General features: G+C 49.8%; 16 protein-coding genes, 1 tRNA gene and 2 pseudogenes. 4 read left to right on the top strand and 15 right to left on the bottom strand.

Going from position 1 to position 15,939, the window contains the following annotated elements; translation table 11 throughout:
* Positions 1-43: 43 nt before the first annotated feature.
* The 12 genes from P349_RS26960 to flgB form a co-directional block, all read right to left on the bottom strand.
* On the bottom strand, positions 44-1,708 hold the full coding sequence (locus tag P349_RS26960) for a methyl-accepting chemotaxis protein (protein WP_032664300.1): 1,665 nt from the start codon (positions 1,706-1,708) through the stop codon (positions 44-46).
* A 78-nt stretch (positions 1,709-1,786) separates the two neighbouring features.
* Entirely contained in the window at positions 1,787-2,713 is a 927-nt protein-coding gene (gene flgL, locus P349_RS00885; RefSeq protein WP_032664297.1) for a flagellar hook-associated protein FlgL, read from the bottom strand.
* A gap of 22 nt (positions 2,714-2,735) precedes the next feature.
* Entirely contained in the window at positions 2,736-4,373 is a 1,638-nt protein-coding gene (gene flgK, locus P349_RS00890) for a flagellar hook-associated protein FlgK (RefSeq protein ID WP_032664294.1), read from the bottom strand.
* Positions 4,374-4,472: 99 nt separating this feature from the next.
* Positions 4,473-5,417 carry a flagellar assembly peptidoglycan hydrolase FlgJ gene (gene flgJ, locus P349_RS00895; RefSeq protein ID WP_032664293.1) on the bottom strand — a complete coding sequence of 315 codons (945 nt, stop codon included), beginning with the start codon at positions 5,415-5,417 and terminating at the stop codon, positions 4,473-4,475.
* Positions 5,417-6,538 carry a flagellar basal body P-ring protein FlgI gene (locus P349_RS00900; protein ID WP_443112204.1) on the bottom strand — a complete coding sequence of 374 codons (1,122 nt, stop codon included), beginning with the start codon at positions 6,536-6,538 and terminating at the stop codon, positions 5,417-5,419. The genes flgJ and P349_RS00900 overlap by 1 nt, the downstream gene beginning before the upstream one ends.
* A gap of 7 nt (positions 6,539-6,545) precedes the next feature.
* Positions 6,546-7,190: a flagellar basal body L-ring protein FlgH gene (locus P349_RS0124775; protein ID WP_443112205.1), complete on the bottom strand. Its 645-nt coding sequence runs from the start codon at positions 7,188-7,190 to the stop codon at positions 6,546-6,548.
* Positions 7,191-7,369: 179 nt separating this feature from the next.
* On the bottom strand, positions 7,370-8,152 hold the full coding sequence (gene flgG / locus P349_RS00905; RefSeq protein ID WP_032664288.1) for a flagellar basal-body rod protein FlgG: 783 nt from the start codon (positions 8,150-8,152) through the stop codon (positions 7,370-7,372).
* Between the two features lie 22 nt (positions 8,153-8,174).
* On the bottom strand, positions 8,175-8,918 hold the full coding sequence (locus P349_RS00910; RefSeq protein WP_032664287.1) for a flagellar basal body rod protein FlgF: 744 nt from the start codon (positions 8,916-8,918) through the stop codon (positions 8,175-8,177).
* A gap of 11 nt (positions 8,919-8,929) precedes the next feature.
* The gene (gene flgE, locus P349_RS00915) at positions 8,930-10,135 is read right to left on the bottom strand and encodes a flagellar hook protein FlgE (protein WP_032664285.1); all 1,206 of its coding nucleotides are present in this window, start codon (positions 10,133-10,135) and stop codon (positions 8,930-8,932) included.
* Positions 10,136-10,182: 47 nt separating this feature from the next.
* The gene (locus tag P349_RS00920) at positions 10,183-10,890 is read right to left on the bottom strand and encodes a flagellar hook assembly protein FlgD (RefSeq protein ID WP_032664284.1); all 708 of its coding nucleotides are present in this window, start codon (positions 10,888-10,890) and stop codon (positions 10,183-10,185) included.
* A gap of 12 nt (positions 10,891-10,902) precedes the next feature.
* A complete protein-coding gene (gene flgC / locus P349_RS00925; protein WP_032664282.1) occupies positions 10,903-11,307 on the bottom strand; it encodes a flagellar basal body rod protein FlgC in 405 nt (134 codons plus the stop codon).
* Positions 11,308-11,312: 5 nt separating this feature from the next.
* On the bottom strand, positions 11,313-11,729 hold the full coding sequence (gene flgB, locus P349_RS00930; protein WP_032664281.1) for a flagellar basal body rod protein FlgB: 417 nt from the start codon (positions 11,727-11,729) through the stop codon (positions 11,313-11,315).
* Positions 11,730-11,998: 269 nt separating this feature from the next.
* Here flgB and flgA point away from each other — a divergent pair, with 269 nt between their 5' ends.
* The 4 genes and pseudogenes from flgA (at position 11,999) to P349_RS0124770 (ending at position 14,770) form a co-directional block, all read left to right on the top strand.
* The gene (flgA, locus tag P349_RS00935; RefSeq protein ID WP_050597535.1) at positions 11,999-12,688 is read left to right on the top strand and encodes a flagellar basal body P-ring formation chaperone FlgA; all 690 of its coding nucleotides are present in this window, start codon (positions 11,999-12,001) and stop codon (positions 12,686-12,688) included.
* 67 nt (positions 12,689-12,755) lie between these two features.
* On the top strand, positions 12,756-13,040 hold the full coding sequence (gene flgM / locus P349_RS00940; RefSeq protein ID WP_032664279.1) for a flagellar biosynthesis anti-sigma factor FlgM: 285 nt from the start codon (positions 12,756-12,758) through the stop codon (positions 13,038-13,040).
* An 11-nt stretch (positions 13,041-13,051) separates the two neighbouring features.
* Entirely contained in the window at positions 13,052-13,495 is a 444-nt protein-coding gene (locus P349_RS00945; RefSeq protein ID WP_032664278.1) for a flagella synthesis protein FlgN, read from the top strand.
* A 715-nt stretch (positions 13,496-14,210) separates the two neighbouring features.
* Positions 14,211-14,770 (top strand): annotated as a pseudogene (locus P349_RS0124770) (YagU family protein).
* A gap of 30 nt (positions 14,771-14,800) precedes the next feature.
* Here the strand turns inward: P349_RS0124770 and P349_RS00950 are convergent.
* From P349_RS00950 to P349_RS00960, 3 genes and pseudogenes are all read right to left on the bottom strand, one after another.
* Positions 14,801-15,370 (bottom strand): annotated as a pseudogene (locus tag P349_RS00950) (IS21 family transposase); the annotation flags it as partial.
* A gap of 86 nt (positions 15,371-15,456) precedes the next feature.
* Positions 15,457-15,648, bottom strand: a complete 192-nt coding sequence (locus P349_RS00955) for a hypothetical protein (RefSeq protein WP_032664277.1) — start codon at positions 15,646-15,648, stop codon at positions 15,457-15,459.
* Between the two features lie 151 nt (positions 15,649-15,799).
* Positions 15,800-15,873: transfer RNA gene (locus P349_RS00960), tRNA-Gly, on the bottom strand.
* Positions 15,874-15,939: the final 66 nt, after the last annotated feature.

Genomic DNA, 15,939 nt, shown 5'->3' with positions numbered 1-15,939 from the left:
ATGAAACTGTTCCCTCTTTCATCCATAACAGCCCGATACACAGTCAGAAAGTTTCCCACTGCTCTTCACCAGAAGACGTCGGGCGTTCACTACGCACGGGGGATGCGATAAGCACGCGATTTGGCACTTTTTGTCTTTCACCGGAACGAGAGGCTGCATGAGTGTCTTCGGAAATCGTAAACCGGGAGACCATAACATCCAGATCCCTGGCGTGACCTTCCACCCGACTTGCTGTTTTGGCCGCCAGTTCCACCATGCCCGCATTCTGCTGCGTCACCAGATCCATCTCATTCACCGCCTGAGCAATCTGATTAATACCACTGCTCTGTTCATCAGAAGCCGACGTGATTTCCGCCATGATGTCCGCCACCTGCACCACAGACTGCACAATCTGCTTCATCGACTTACCCGCCAGATTCACCTCTTGTGAGCCCGTGTTCATGTTGGCAACACAGGTGTTGATCAATTGACGGATCTCTTTAGCCGCATCAGCACTACGTTTGGCCAGATTGCGGACTTCGCCCGCCACAACAGCAAAACCACGTCCTTGTTCACCAGCACGAGCCGCTTCAACCGCCGCATTAAGTGCCAGAATGTTAGTCTGGTTAGCAATACTGTCGATCACACTGTTGATCTCGGCAATCTGGCGAGAGTTTTCGGTGATTTCCGCCATAATGCTGTCAAGATTGATCATCACTTCACCACCGCTTTTGGCGCTGATGCTGGCACTTTCGGCCAGTTGTTTGGCACTGTGCGCGTTGTCTGCGTTCTGGCGAACAGTAATTTTGAGCTCTTCCATACTGGCTGCCGTCTGTTGCAGAGCAGACGCTTGCTCTTCCGTTCTGGAGGAGAGATCGTTGTTGCTGCTGGCAATTTCCCGAACATCGCTATAGATATTGGTGACGCCATGACGGATCCCAGAGATAGTCTGCGTCAGCGAGTTGCGCATTTTCTCCAGTTCTATCAGCATCAGACCAATTTCGTTATGCCGCCCAATGATAATCTCTTTATTGAGATTGCCGGTGGCAATGGTACGGAACGCCTCTTTTGTTTGTTCGAGGCGGTTAAAGACTGAGCGCTTCAGCCAGACTCGGGAGATAATAATATTAATGACCGATAGGGCCAGGAGAATCATCGTCAGGGTGATCACCCAACCGGTATTTCTTATGGCGTTGTTGCTCACATTCGCATTCAGATTTTCTGAAAGCGTAAGATATTCCACAACGATATCAGACAATACCTTTGTGGCATGTTGTTCCTCTACCGCCTTCGTTTCTACATATGCTGCTGGTGTGCGAATATAATCGAGTTTATTCACAGCGATTCTCAACATATCATCAAAACGTTTTTTGATCTCATTTCCTTTGTTTTTTTCCGCTTCGGTATTAAACGGAATTCGCATAAAGAGATCCATCTGTTTTTTTGCCTGGGAAAAATCATCGTGGAGAGACGCGATATCACTGTCACTGACCGGATGAGATAATGCACTATCCATCATTAACGCATTAGTACGGCGGATGCCGGTAGTCAGGTAATAGATGGAACTGTTCAGCGCATCAATATTTTCATTGATGAGCACTACATGTTTGAAATTACCGTCAGTTAACACAGAGTTAGTCACGCTGCATGCGGATATTACAATAGTAAAAATAAACAGAAGACCAATCTGAATATTAATCCCTGTTGATACTTTTAATTCTCTGAACATAATTAGCCAACCATAAAACAAGAAAATCATACAAAACAGGCACAGTGGATACATTAGTATTCTTATAAAAATGTAATATTACTGCCCTAAAAATTTAAAAATGGAAAGTTGTTGCATTGACTGGAATACCGTCATGGATGAATTCAACGCAAATTCAGACATTTTAGATTGTGACAATACGGTGATCATCGAATCCCAGTCGGAACCCAGGGTCTGTTGTAAGCGGCTCTGTTCCTGAATATTCTGCGAATCCGCGCTGAATCCCAGCGTTTCCAGCTGCTGCATGTTAGTCCCGACTTTTGCCTGTACCTTGCCAAGGTTATCAATGTTGGCGTGGATTGCTTTATTGCTTGCATCCAACGCTTCCTGCAACTGTTTCAGTTCGCTGGGATCGACAATGGGTCTGTTCAACGCTTCAATCGCATTATCCAGCGCCTTAAACAGATCATTACTCGTACCGCTCATAAACACATCGCTACCCGTGGTTCCGACCGCCATTTCGGTACTGTCAGCCACAGTCTGGGTCATGGCAGTATCGCCCCCGACATAAGTACCGTCTTTCTGGAAGGGTGCAGCACCGGTTTTGTAACCCGCAAAGATATAACGCCCGTCACTATTTTTGGTGTTCGCCAGATCCATCAGGTTGTCACGAACCCCCTGCAACTCCGTCGCCAGTGCCTGACGGTCTGCGTCGCTGTAGGTTTGGTTGCCACCAGAGACAATTTTAGCTGCCAGATCGGTGGTAATGATATTACCGATAGAGCTCAGGGTATTATCCTCCTGGCCCAGCGCGTCCTGCGCATATTTTCGTGCCGTATCGTACTGGCTCATGCGAGACAATGCATCCTGGTAGTTCACCGCCTGAGATGCACCATTCGGATCATCTGAAGGTTTTAACAGTGTCTGTCCAGCGGACAGACGGCTGCAAATATCATTGTAGTTCGACATCGCACTGGAAAGATTATCAATCTGGTGCTGGTACATATAACTGGTACTGAGGCGCATCGCTTATTCTCCTGGCATACCGTTAACGATTAAGACTTAAAATCGTGTCAAACAACGAGGTCGCCGTCTGTAGCACCTGCGCATTGGCCTGGTAGTACTGGGAGTACATTTGCATATTGACGTACTCTTCGTTCATATCGACCCCGGAGACTGACTGCTGTTGAGTTTGCCACTGGTTGTAAGATTTACTGGCCGTGTCCATATCCCCTTTCAGCGTGCTGACGGAAGAGCCAACAGAGCTGACCAGACTGGCATAAGCCCCCGTGAGAGTCATGTTGCCCACGACCGTTTCGTCTTTTACCGCAATCATCGCTTTTATATTTTCGTTGTTGCTGGTATCCGTCGGATCAGAGGAGCTGGAGGCGGCAATCTGATCACCATCAGTGATCGCCACAGTCAGGCTAGAAGCCGCATTAGCAACCGGGTTGAGCGTGAAACTGTCTCCAGCCTGCGGTGTACCTTTCGGGGTAACCGTAATACCGTCAAAACTCAGCGCACCCGTTTGAGGATCGACACTTGGCTTAATGGTCTGTCCATCACAGGTCGTTACCGTCCAGGCAGAACCATCGTAAGATAAGGAGTAATCCTGCGCTTTGACTTGGGTGATGTCGCTGTAAGCCACATCCAGGGTAGCGTTCCCCTGATTGCCCGTATTGCCCATCGCCTGTGGGTTATCAACGTTAAAAATATCAACACCGGCATTGCCGTTTTTATCGTAGCCCTGCTTATTCACATCGTTGAACTTGTTGGCCATTTGTAGCGCCAGCTGGTTCAGCTGATTACGGGCATCGACTAAATCAGTACTGCGGAATTTGAACAGCCCCCCCAACGCCCCCGTGGTTTTGTCTTCATCAATCTTCAGCGTATTACCGGAAGCATCAATGTAAGACACGACGGTCTCGTTAGGATCTTTGTCTGACTGGCTCGTCTGCAACTGATAGGCTTTATCACCGCTGACCAGCGCCATGCCGTTTTGCATAGAAACATCAACAGTACCGTTTTCTTTGTTTTCTGTGACCTTGACCCCCAGGTCGGTACTCAATTTGCTCAGCAGTTGATCACGCTGATCCAGCAGGTCGGCAGGCATGCCGCCGGTCTGCCCATGGATTTTCGCAATTTGGGCATTCAGGTTAGCTAACTGTTTAGTGGCGGAGTTAATGTCATCCACCGTCAGATTAATCTGCGTGTTAGTACTTTTATCCAGACCATTCAGTGTCTTGCTGTTACTCTGAAACTGGTTGGCAAGCGCCTGAAACTGAGAAAGCACGCCCTGACGCGCCGCCGGATCAACCGGGTCTTTACTGACGGACTCCATCGCATTGAACATGTTGCCAAAGGTGGTCGAAATATTGTCAGTACTGTCACCCAGCATATCGTCAATTTGGCTGACTTGCTGATAGCGGCTTTGCAGTCCACTGAATTCCGTGGTTGCCCCACGAACCTGGTTATTGAGAAATCCATCGTAGCAACGCTGAACGTCGTCTACCTGCACACCATAGCCAAAATAGCCGTAACTGGTGTTTTTGCCCCCTGCTTCCCCCAGAATAATATTCTGACGGCTATAGCCGGGGGTCACCGCATTGGACAGATTATTACCGACCACGTTTAATGCCGCCTGAGCCGCACTTAACCCATTCTGTGCCAGATACAATAAATTCATACGTTATCCGTCATTTTCGTGTAGGGCCAGCCTGGCTGACCTGTTGTGAATTATCTAATTAAATTATCGGCCTCTTAAAAATCCACTAAAGGGCCGCGTTTAAAATAATGAAGAAATATCTGACTCATACGCATTAACTGCCTGATGTAGATTGTTTTTTACCTGATTAATAATACCAATAAGTTTTTTCGCATAGCCCGGGTCAGTCGCATAGCCCGCGTGCTGTAACGCTTTTGCCGCTAATTCAGGTGATGAGGATTGCAAAACATTTCTGTAACGCGGATTATTTTTCAGTAATGCGACATAATCTGACAATGCTTCGGTATAAGAAGCGTACACTTTGAAGTCTCCCTTCACTTTATAGGGGACGCCATCTTTATATTCCGTGGTGGTAATCTGGGTTGTTTTTCCCTGCCAGTCAGGTGTCGCCTTAATACCAAATAAGTTGTGACTCGGTTTGCCGGACTGTGTCGGTATTTCCCGGTTGCCCCAACCCGATTCCAGAGCAGCCTGGGCAATAATCAGCTGGTGAGGAATACCACTGTGACGCGCGACAGCCATGGCCGGGGCCAGCAACCGGGAGATAAAGCTCGTGCTATCCCTATGGTTCTCATCATCTTCATGATCCTGCGCTTTTTGCCCGGACACATGAGCGAGACGGAAAGGCACAGTGCTGCGAAGGGGTATGGGTATACTGCCAGATGGCACTTCAGGAGATGACGTTATCGTGGGGGCAGGCCTATGTCCCGTGACCTGCGCCATAAACAGATCGGCGAACCCCATTTTCCCCGTACTGGCGATATTCTGGGCGATCTGCTGATCGTACATGGAGGTAAACATAGAGGACTGCTCACTGTCCAGCATTCCCCCTTTAAACGACGCGTCGCGCATGCTTTTCAGCATCATCTGCACGAACAACCCTTCCATTTGCCGGGCTGCGGCCTTCATCGCCCCCGGTGAGTTGTTCTCTGCCGCCAGTTTCAGTTTGTCGAGGCTATGTTGATCAAAGGCCGCCCCCTGAGTGATAAGCGGATTGCTATTCATCAGTCGATCTCCAGTTTTGCATGCAGACAACCCGCGTTTTTCATTGATTGCAGGATAGCCATGAGATCATTCGGCGTTGCCCCAAGGCTGTTAAGCGTCCGCACGACATTGTTCAGGTCTGCACTGGTGTTTACCCGTTGCAGAGAACCATTCTGCTCACGCACAGAAACCTGCGTTTGCGGCACCACTACGGTACTCCCGCCACCAAACGGCGTATTCGGTTGACTGACCTGATTATTCTGGGAAATATCCACCGACAAGTCCCCCTGGGCGACCGCACAGGAATCCAGCGCCACACGACGGTTCATGACGACAGATCCCGTGCGTGAATTGATAATGACACGGGCATCACCCACGTCTGTACGCAGTGAAATATCCTGAATGTCCGCCAGGAAGCGAACCCGTGCGGCAGCATTCGCTGGCACATGTACTTTGACGGTACGGGCATCCTCGGCGACCGCGACCAGACCATAACGGCGGTTGATGGCATCACTAATCTGCTGAGCAACAGTAAAATCATCGTCATTCAGCAGTAGATTGAGTTGATTCTGTTCGGCAAAGGCCATGGGGACTTCACGTTCTACCGTACCACCGTCACTGATACGCGCGCCGTTCAACTGGTTAACCTGCACTTTACTTCCCCTGCTTTGGGCACCAACACCTGAAACCAGCAGGTTACCCTGGGCTAGGGCGTAAATCTGATTATCGACCCCTTTCAGCGGTGTCATCAGTAATGTGCCACCACGCAAGCTTTTTGCGTTGCCCATTGAAGAGACCACCACATCAATTTTCGCCCCTGGGCGGGCAAAGGGTGGCAATTCGGCGGTGACCATAACAGCCGCCACATTCTTAAGCTGCATATTGGTACCGGCGGGGACCGTAATCCCCAACTGCGACAGCATGTTATTCAGGCTCTGAGTGGTAAAAGGTGTCTGGGTGGTCTGATCGCCAGTTCCGTCCAGTCCGACCACCAGCCCATACCCCATCAACAGATTGCCACGCACGCCCTCCAGGGTCGTTAAATCCCGGATACGCTCGGCGCGGACGGGATGAGAGATCAGCGCAATGGCCGTCAGGCAAAAAATCCCAAATAAAAATACCCCGTTTCGCATATTCATCATCAGCACCTCAGAAAGGAGAAAGGTTAAGGAACAGACGCTGTAACCAACCCATCTGCTGCGCTTCATTGATATAACCATTGCCCACATATTCAATTCGGGCATCAGCCACCTGCGTGGAAATCACGGTATTACTGCCGCTAATCGTGCGAGGATTGACAACACCAGAAAAACGGATGAACTCAGTGCCCTGATTGATGGCAATCTGCTTTTCCCCTACGACGTTGAGATTGCCGTTATCCAGTACTGATTTGACGGTAACGGTAATGGTGCCGTTAAAGGTGTTTTGCGCCGCAGCGCCGCCTTTACCACTAAAATCATTGCTCCCGGTAATATCAGCATCAGCCCTACCACCACCAAAAACACCACTCATAAAGCTGGGGGTGGTGGCGAATTTAAGCCCGGTCGAACCACCACGGGTCGCATTCGCTGAGGAGCTTTTGCTGGCACTGACGTTTTCCTGCAACACAATCGTCAGAGTGTCGCCGACGTTTCTTGGACGACGATCTTCAAACATCGGTTGGTAACCGTAGTTCATCGCCTGCCCAGTCTGAAAAATCGCGCCATTCCCGACACCTGCCGCAACAGGAGTGGGTAATGCCGTCGTCTCTCCCTTCACCAGTGGCGTTCGGGGCAGATAAGCGCAGCCAGTCATCAACAATGTCAGTAAAAAAGGGGTAGACAGGCGGTAAACTACGCGCCCGGAACAAGGCAGAAAGGTCATAAGCGTCACTACAGATAAGGCCGCAGCGGGTCTCCCCGCTGCCGAAACGAATATCAACCCCCGGGCCGAACATATCCAACCTGAGGGCTCTGATTAAAGAATAAAAACAATTAAAGTTGCGTGAGACGTTGCAGCATCTGATCTGAGGTAGAGACTGCTTTACTGTTAATTTCGTACGCACGCTGCGTCTGGATCATATTGACCAGCTCTTCAGCAACGTTCACGTTGGACGTCTCTACATAGCCCTGCTTCAACGTCCCGGCACCATTCAGACCAGGGGTTGATTCATTTGGCGCGCCAGAGGATTGTGTTTCCCGGTATAAATTTTCCCCCACGCTCTCAAGGCCCGATTCGTTCACGAAGGTACAGAGTGTCAGTTGACCAAGCTGCTGCGGTGCGGTTTGCCCCGGCATGGTCACACTGACGGTACCGTCAGTGCCGATGGTCATCGTCTGAGCATCCGGTGGCAATGTAATCGCAGGCTGGATGGGATAACCGCTGGAGGTCACCAACTGACCATTCTGATCCAACTGGAACGAACCATCGCGGGTGTATGCGGTGGTTCCGTCCGGCATCAAAACCTGAATGAAACCGCTCCCCTGAATCGCAACATCCTTGCTGTTACTTGTTTGGGTCAGGCTTCCCTGACTATGAATACGCTCGGTGGCGACCGGACGTACCCCAGTACCCAACTGCAAACCGGAAGGGATGGTGGTTTGCTCAGAGGACTGCGCGCCAGGCTGGCGCAGTGTTTGATACAGCAGATCTTCAAACACAGCACGCTGACGTTTAAAGCCGTTGGTGCTCACGTTGGCCAGGTTATTGGATATCACATCCATATTGGTTTGTTGGGCTTCCAGCCCCGTTTTGGCGATCCACAAAGAACGGATCATAAAGCATTCTCCTCGCCGGAATTTAACCGGCACTCAATAGCTGGTTGGCGTTTTTCTCATCATCATCCACGGCGCTGATGACTTTCATGTTCATGTCAAAGCCGCGTGCGGTGGCGATCATATCGACCATCGACTTCACTGAACTGACGTTGCTGCCTTCGAGCATTCCGGGCATCAGCTTCATGTTGGTATCCGTCGGTAGCGCGGGTGCCGTTATGTCTGTCTGGTGGAACAGGCCATCGTCGCCACGCTGGAGTTGATCGGGCGTGGTATTGACCATTTTCAACCGCCCGACCTGTGCTACCGCCTTCGGTTCATCTCCCGCACCAAGTGCGGTGATCGTGCCATCCGGGCCGATAGTGAGTTGAGCTTGCGGCGGCACCATGATGGGGCCGTTATCTCCGAGTAACGGCATACCGCGAACCCGCAGTTGACCTTCGCTATCCACTTCGATGTTGCCATCTTTCGTGTAACCTTCACCGCCATCTGGCAACTGTACGGCAAGCCAGCCATTCTGCGGCATCGCGACATCCAGGTTACGTCCCGTTGATTCAATCGCCCCCATCGTGTCATCACTCCAGGGGGTGGATTCCGTGACTAACGTACGTGTCGCCATTGAGGGGCCATTGACCGGCACAGCCCGGAAGGCCGCAATCTGCGCACGAAAACCTGGCGTTGAAGCATTCGCCAGGTTATCCGCGGTGACAGCCTGGCGATCGAGGGCGGCTCGCGCGGCCCCCATAGCGGTATAAATCGCGTGATCCATGCCCGCCGCCGTTAGCCGAGATTAACCAGCGTCTGTAGAATGTCAGACTGGGTTTTGATGGTCTGGGAGTTGGACTGGTAGTTACGCTGATAAACAATCATGTTGACCATCTCTTTACTCAAATCCACATTAGAGGCTTCCAGCATGCTGCCATGCAGGGTACCAAGGTTGCCGGTACCGGAAATCCCAATCACCGGCTGACCAGACTCCGGTGTTTCTGTCCAGCAGTTATTGCCTTCAGATTTCAATCCACCTGGATTAGTGAAGTTGCTTAACACAACCTGGCCAATCAACTGGGTCTGACCGTTACTGTAGGAGGCGATCAACTGACCGTTATCTCCCACGGTGTAGCCATTCATGGATCCCGGTGGATACCCGGTCGTGGTTGGGCTATCCATCGTATTTTCAGACGCTTGCTGGGTCATCTTGCTCAGATCCAGATCAAAGCTCAGCGCATCAGCCCCTTTGTAAGCCCCACCTGCTACAGGTAACTTAACCGGCGTGTTTTGCAGTTGACCAGAAGCATCAAACGTCAGAGATACCGGTCCTGCTTCCCCTCCAGCGGTAGAGTCCACGCTATAAGCTGACCACTGGTTATCCGCCGTTTTAACAAAATAGACGTTCACCGCGTGTTCATTACCCAGGCTGTCATACGCCTTCAATTGGGTTGAGTAGGAGTAGCTGTCAGGATCATCTGTCTTGAAAGGATGGTTAGTCGTATCCACAACGTCCGTTCCTGAGTCAAGGTTACCGCTCAGTGTTCCGGCGTCGGAAGCTTTGGCGGGCATCTGCCCTGTTGGAATTTGCATCGGTCCAACCGGAGAACCAGGCTGAATCGCTGGCGGTGTTCCCGTCGCCATGTAGCCTGTCAGCTTCATCCCCTGGTTATTGATGACATAACCATCAGCATCTGTTTTAAACTGACCGTTACGGCTGTAAAAGACTTTGCCTGCATCAGTAACCAGACGGAAAAAACCGTTGCCCTGAATCCCCATATCCAGCGGGCTGCTACCCGCTCCCAGAACACCATCGCTGAAGTTCTGGTTAACACCTGCAACCTGTACCCCCATGCCAACCTGCGAACCCGCAAAAACGTCCGCAAAGGCAATCGAGCCAGATTTGAAGCCCACCGTTTGGGCGTTGGCAATATTGTTGCCGACCACATCCAGCGCTTGCGCCGATGCGTTCAGTCCACTAAGACCTTGTGAAAAACCCATTATCTGTTTCTCCGGCGCTTGACGTGCCTGTTCAAATTAAAAAAAAATTACTCAATGAGATAAACGCCGCTCAGGGTAGCGGTACCATCGACACCCAGTTGCAGCACGGCCCCAGTCTGCGTAAAGGAGACGCCATCCACGGTCGCTTTTTTCAGTGAAACAATATTCGGGGTACTGCCATCATTGTTGGTAGCAGAGAAGGAGACTTTGTAACTACCATCCGCCGGTGGCGCGCTCGGTTCAAAATCTTTCAGATCGTCCATCGTGTATTGATGCACGCCAGCCTTCACATCCTTCAGATGGGCGGTATAAGCTTTACCCGCAGGATCCGTCAGTGATACCGTGACATCATCAGCATCTGTATCCAGTGACATACCAAAGTCCTGATTGCCGCCGAAATTCGTCTGCACAGTAGAATCACCTTCCACCAATACTTTGCGCCCTACCCATTCAGCCGCATTCATCTGCTGCATGCTTGTCACCAGCGTACCAACACTGTTCAGGGTGCTATTCAGCTCCTGAACCCCTGCTGCCGTGTTGAACTGCGCCAGCTGTGATGTCAGCTGGTTGTTATCCATCGGGTTCGTGGGGTCCTGGTTTTGCATTTGCGCAACCAGCAGTTGCATGAAGGTGTTCATCAGATCATCGGCGCTATTGCCATCTGAAGCCCCGCCATCACCCTCTGCCGAGAGGCGTGGGTTATGGCTCGCTGACACCGTGGTACGGTGCTGAGACATTACGGGTGAAATTCCCATCTGTTGTTATCCTTATTGGCCGAGAGTCAGCGTTTTTAACATCATACTTTTCGCGGCATTCATTACTTCAACATTGGCCTGATAGCTACGGGAAGCGGAGATGGTATTAACCATTTCCCCGGCCTCATCCACATTTGGCATGTGCACGTAGCCTTTATTATCAGCCATCGGATTTGATGGTTCGTAAATAAGGCGGTCAGGGGCTGTACTTTCCACAATATCGCTAACTTGCACACCACCAATCTCCTGCCCTTCATCATGTTTAACACGAAAGACAACCTGTTTTGCGTGATAAGGCTGTCCATCAGGACCGGAAATACTATTGGCATTCGCCATATTACTGGCGCTCACGTTAAGACGCTTAGACTCTGCCGACATGGCCGATCCTGCTATATCAAAAACACTAAACAGCGACATTTTTATTAGCCCTGATTGATCACACTCGTCATGTTTTTAATTTGAGTGGAAAGAAAAGTTAAGCTCGACTGATATTTCATATTGTTATCTGCAAAATTCACGCGCTCACGATCCATATCGACCGTATTGCCATCAGCACTGGGTTGATCCGGTACGCGATAAAGCAACTGTGGGTCATCTATTGTTGTTGGCGCTTTCGCCGCGATATGCATACCCGAGGTGAGCGTCAGGGATAACGGTCCACTGACCGGGTGCTGACGGTTTACCGCGTCCTTTAGCTGCTGAGTAAAATTGATATCTCGCGCCATATAGCCCGGTGTATCAGCATTCGCAATATTTGATGCCAGAATATCCTGTCTTCTGGACAACAGACGCAATGCCTGCTGCTGAAAGCGTAATTCATTATCGAGTCTGTCAAACATGCCACAAAACCTTTATCCGCTCGCCAATTTACGCGCTATAGTCTAAAAGGGCTTAGCATAATTCTATACCTGAAAGATCTGACAAAAGTAACGCCTTTTGCCACCTTTATTATTTAACAGGCAGAAACGAATTCGGGGTTTATATCTTGCAACAATAAACCAACAAAATACGCGCATAAATGCCCGCATTTAACGCATCTGAATAGCGTTACCCATCGGTATAATAATTAAATTACAGTTCCCATTTTTCATTTGAAGGCTTCTTTAATATGTTCAGTCTGCGCGCTTTGTTGGTGGCACTGCTGGGGTTTAGCCTGCCGCAGGTTTATGCGGCCACACAACAAGAATTAATCCCTCGCATCAGCGAGCTGATTGCTCCACAGCAGCATATGAACACCCCGGGTATGCTCACCGTGAAAATTAAAATGCTGTCCCCCAAAGAGCAGCTGGCTAACCTGTGTGAAACGCCAGAGTTTCGTCTGTCGGGTCATCCCGCTCGTCTGACCGGCAATCGCAGTATTATTGCGCGTTGCGGCAACCGACAAACCTTTCTCCAGGTGAATATCAGCGCCACTGGCACCTACTGGACAGCGACCCAAACCCTCACCCCAGGAACCCTCATTAGTAGAGCTGACATCCAACCCCAGCGCGGCGAACTGGATGGGCTCAGCGATAACATCCTTCTCGATCCGGCAAAAATTGTCGGCACCACGCCAACACGAATCATTCGTGTAGGTCAGGTGCTGGATTCCGATCAACTGCGTAAATCCCGGGTGATTAGAGCCGGAAATGAAGTGGATATTGTCGCCCCCGGAAACGGTTTCCTCATTCATGCCAAAGGAAAAGCGCTGGACAGTGCCGGTCTGAATGAAAGATTGCGGATCCAAACACATACAGGTCAGATTGTGCGCGTCACTGCGACAGGCAACAATAAAGCGACAATAAATCTGCAAGATTGACTTCAGTACTGTTGACGCTATGCCGATAGTTATTCTATGAAGCACATATTAATTACCCAGGACAGCTATGAATATCGATCGTATTTCACAGACCCAACCCGTCAATACCAGTGATGTTCGTCAGAATGCTCAGACGCGTTCCGAACATACAACCGCACCCGGTACAGGCAAAGAAAATGGCACCCGTGTACGCCTGAGTCAACGCACACAGCGCTACAACACGGATGACAGCCATGACGTGAACTATCCCCGTCTGGCTGAAATACAGGCCAAAATAGATGCCGGAGACCTTCCGCTCGACAGCGACAAAATTGCCGGTTCGCTGGTCAATGATCTGTTCCAGTTATCCTGAGAAAAAAACCAATGGAAGCGTTAAGTGCTGTTTTAACTCAATTACAAACTCTGATGGATGAACTGGCAGATACGCTGACCGAAGAAGTTAGCCAACTGAGCCAGGCCCGAGTGAATCCAGTCTCATTACAGGTTATCTCGGATAATAAAAGTCGCCTGCTCTCCTCCATTGATTTTTACGATGAGAAACGCAAAGAGGAAGAGAAGCGTTGTCAAACCCAGGCGCCATACCCGCACGAATGTCCCCTTACCGGGCAGTGGGAGCACATTGTTCAGGTTGTGAAACGTTCAAGTCAGTTGAACCAGAAAAGTTTCCAGTTGCTGAATCTGCATCTCCAGCGGGTGAATGAATTTAAGGTGTTAATGGATAAGGCCAGCGGCACCCAGACGCTGTACGGAGAAGGAGGGAATAACAATGGAACATTCACGGGCAAGGCCATGAGCATCTCCGTGTAGAATGGTATACCATTGATATTTTTTCGTCATGAAAATCGGTAATATCTGTATTTTTTTCGTCCATTAGTCGCAAAAAATATGACTAAATGTGTCACCCGAATTGTTACAAAAAATATATGGAAACATCAATAAAACAGAATTAATGACACACAGAATGCAATTGAAAGAAATTAAACAGCGTAAAATCAAAACAAAATAGACAAATTAACTAATTAAATTCAAATTGCATTTATACAAAAATACGATTATTGCTCCACGAAACATTATGACAATCTAATTTTGTGTACCATTACCGGGGAGAAGACATATAGTCTGGCGCATGGCATACCATAACTAACCACCTTCCCGGTTTATGCCACGTGGTTGCCCATTTGGATTTCATGGACCAAATGAGCACAGATACGGAAGCAGTTTAAGCAGTCAAGGATATGCGCCTCGTTGTCATCGCATGCTCTGCATGTAGTGAGCACGAAAAGCCACTTTGCCGCCTTTTCAGGTGGCATTTTTTTTGCGCATCTGTCTGAAGCAGACATACCGGGGAATATGACGGGATCGACAAAACCTATCAATTTGCTGATCTTTGCAACAGTGCCGTAAACACGCTTAGCATTCAGAAAAAAGATGACATACTTTTTAAAATCAGTCCGACAGAAAATACGATAACTTTATAAATACGATAGATTTATAATTAACATTTTCTTAAAGGAAATAACTAATGGTGAAAATCTGGAACAAACTCAACATTTCAATCCTTGTCTGGGCAACACTCATTGGCGGTGCGGTCAGCTCTCTGGTGAAGTCAGGGACTGAGGCTAATATGCCTCCCAGAGTTCCGGGAGAGATTTCCCCACCCGCACTTAACATTGATGCCTGACTCGGCCCGCTTGGGATAAACGCGCATTCCCTGGATTACATCTGGCAGGGGTGACTGTCCCGGGTGCAGTGATGCTCTACCACTGGCTTTTCAGCTTTGCTTTTGCCTTCCTGTATGTGCTGTTTTCTGCGATAAGCCCTAAAATCCGTCTCTGGTACGGAGCGGCTTATGGCATCGTTATCACCCTTGTTATGCATGGATTGTTGATACCCGCACTGGGTTTTCGTCATCCAGTTTATCTTCACGGCAATACTGGCTGGTTGTGGGATCTCAATGGCTATGAACTATGGAGTGAGCTTATCGGCCATATTTGCTGGTCAGTCTCAATTGAACTCAGTCTCATCGCTGTACTTGCTATCTTCTCAAAACCTTTATCAGGTCCCTGGGGCACGACCCAATAGCAAGCAGAAAACCATGAACCGCTCCGGATCCCCGGGGCGGTTCAGTGCCTCCTGCAATCCTTCGGCCAGGGCGGTGAAGCTCTCCCCACCGGTGACAACCCGCATCCAGCTCCAGCGGCTCCATTCAAGGCGGAAGTGGAAGAGTTTGTGTTCCAGTGGCCTGCCATTAATGGTGATAACCGTGCCTTTCAGCTGGGTAAAGTCGGACAGCGCCCGCATTCCCGGCTGATGATCCTGAAGGAACATGATCTCACGTTCCTCACCGTGGCAGGCTTTCCAGGTGCGGATACGACGCTGCAGCGTCCGGCGCACATTATCAGGATACTTCCCCGGATATTTATCCTGCAGATACTCGAGGACCGTTGTCGGCGAGATCTGCGGACGGGACTGGAGCAAGGGAAGGATATCGCTCAGCCAGACATCTTCAAGAGGGTCCGGGCGTGTCCGCCAGTGCCGATCGCCTGACTGCTGCCATTGTCCTTTTTCAATGCGTCGTCCGGAACGAACAGAGATGCCGGCGGTGACCGCTGCGGCTTCCTGGGTAAGACCTTTATTATGTTGAGCCATGTAAAAACTGACCTGTCTGGTATTTAGCGCCACAACCTCTCCCTGGAAAGAAGAAACAGGACGCTCAGATTACAAACAGGCCAGAGTAATTGTCGCGATGCGGACGGGGTAATTGTCGCCTAATAATCAGCTTTCAAAGCTTTAACGTATTCAAGAAAGCCAAGCTCAATCAGCCTTGGATGAATGGGAACTTGTCTCAACGCATTGAGCGTTTTCAGCGATTTATCCGCTTCAGCTTCAGCTTCAGTGTCCATAACTTTATCCGATGAATCTAAATTGAAGTCCAGATACGCAACACCATTTTCACTCATACGGATATCCGCAGAACATAGATCCCGCTAGGACGTCGATAGAGATTACCACGTTGCGCCATCGGCCGTATGAACTCCTTGTAGGAGGATCACGAGCGCCGTCACGTATGGTTTAGAAAAAGATAGTGGAATGAATACGTTAGGGGAATTCTGGAGCGGGCGAAGGGAATCGAACCCTCGTATAGAGCTTGGGAAGCTCTCGTTCTACCATTGAACTACGCCCGCATTTGAGGTGCACGAAGTATTATAAACCTTACACGTCTTCATACAAGCCTCTTCACAACTAAATGG

The sequence above is a fragment of the Enterobacter sp. DC4 genome (assembly GCF_000568095.1).
Classification (GTDB): Bacteria; Pseudomonadota; Gammaproteobacteria; order Enterobacterales; family Enterobacteriaceae; genus Enterobacter; species Enterobacter pseudoroggenkampii.
Note: the sequence above shows the minus strand (reverse complement) of the source record. Positions and strands in the feature narration are given on the sequence as shown.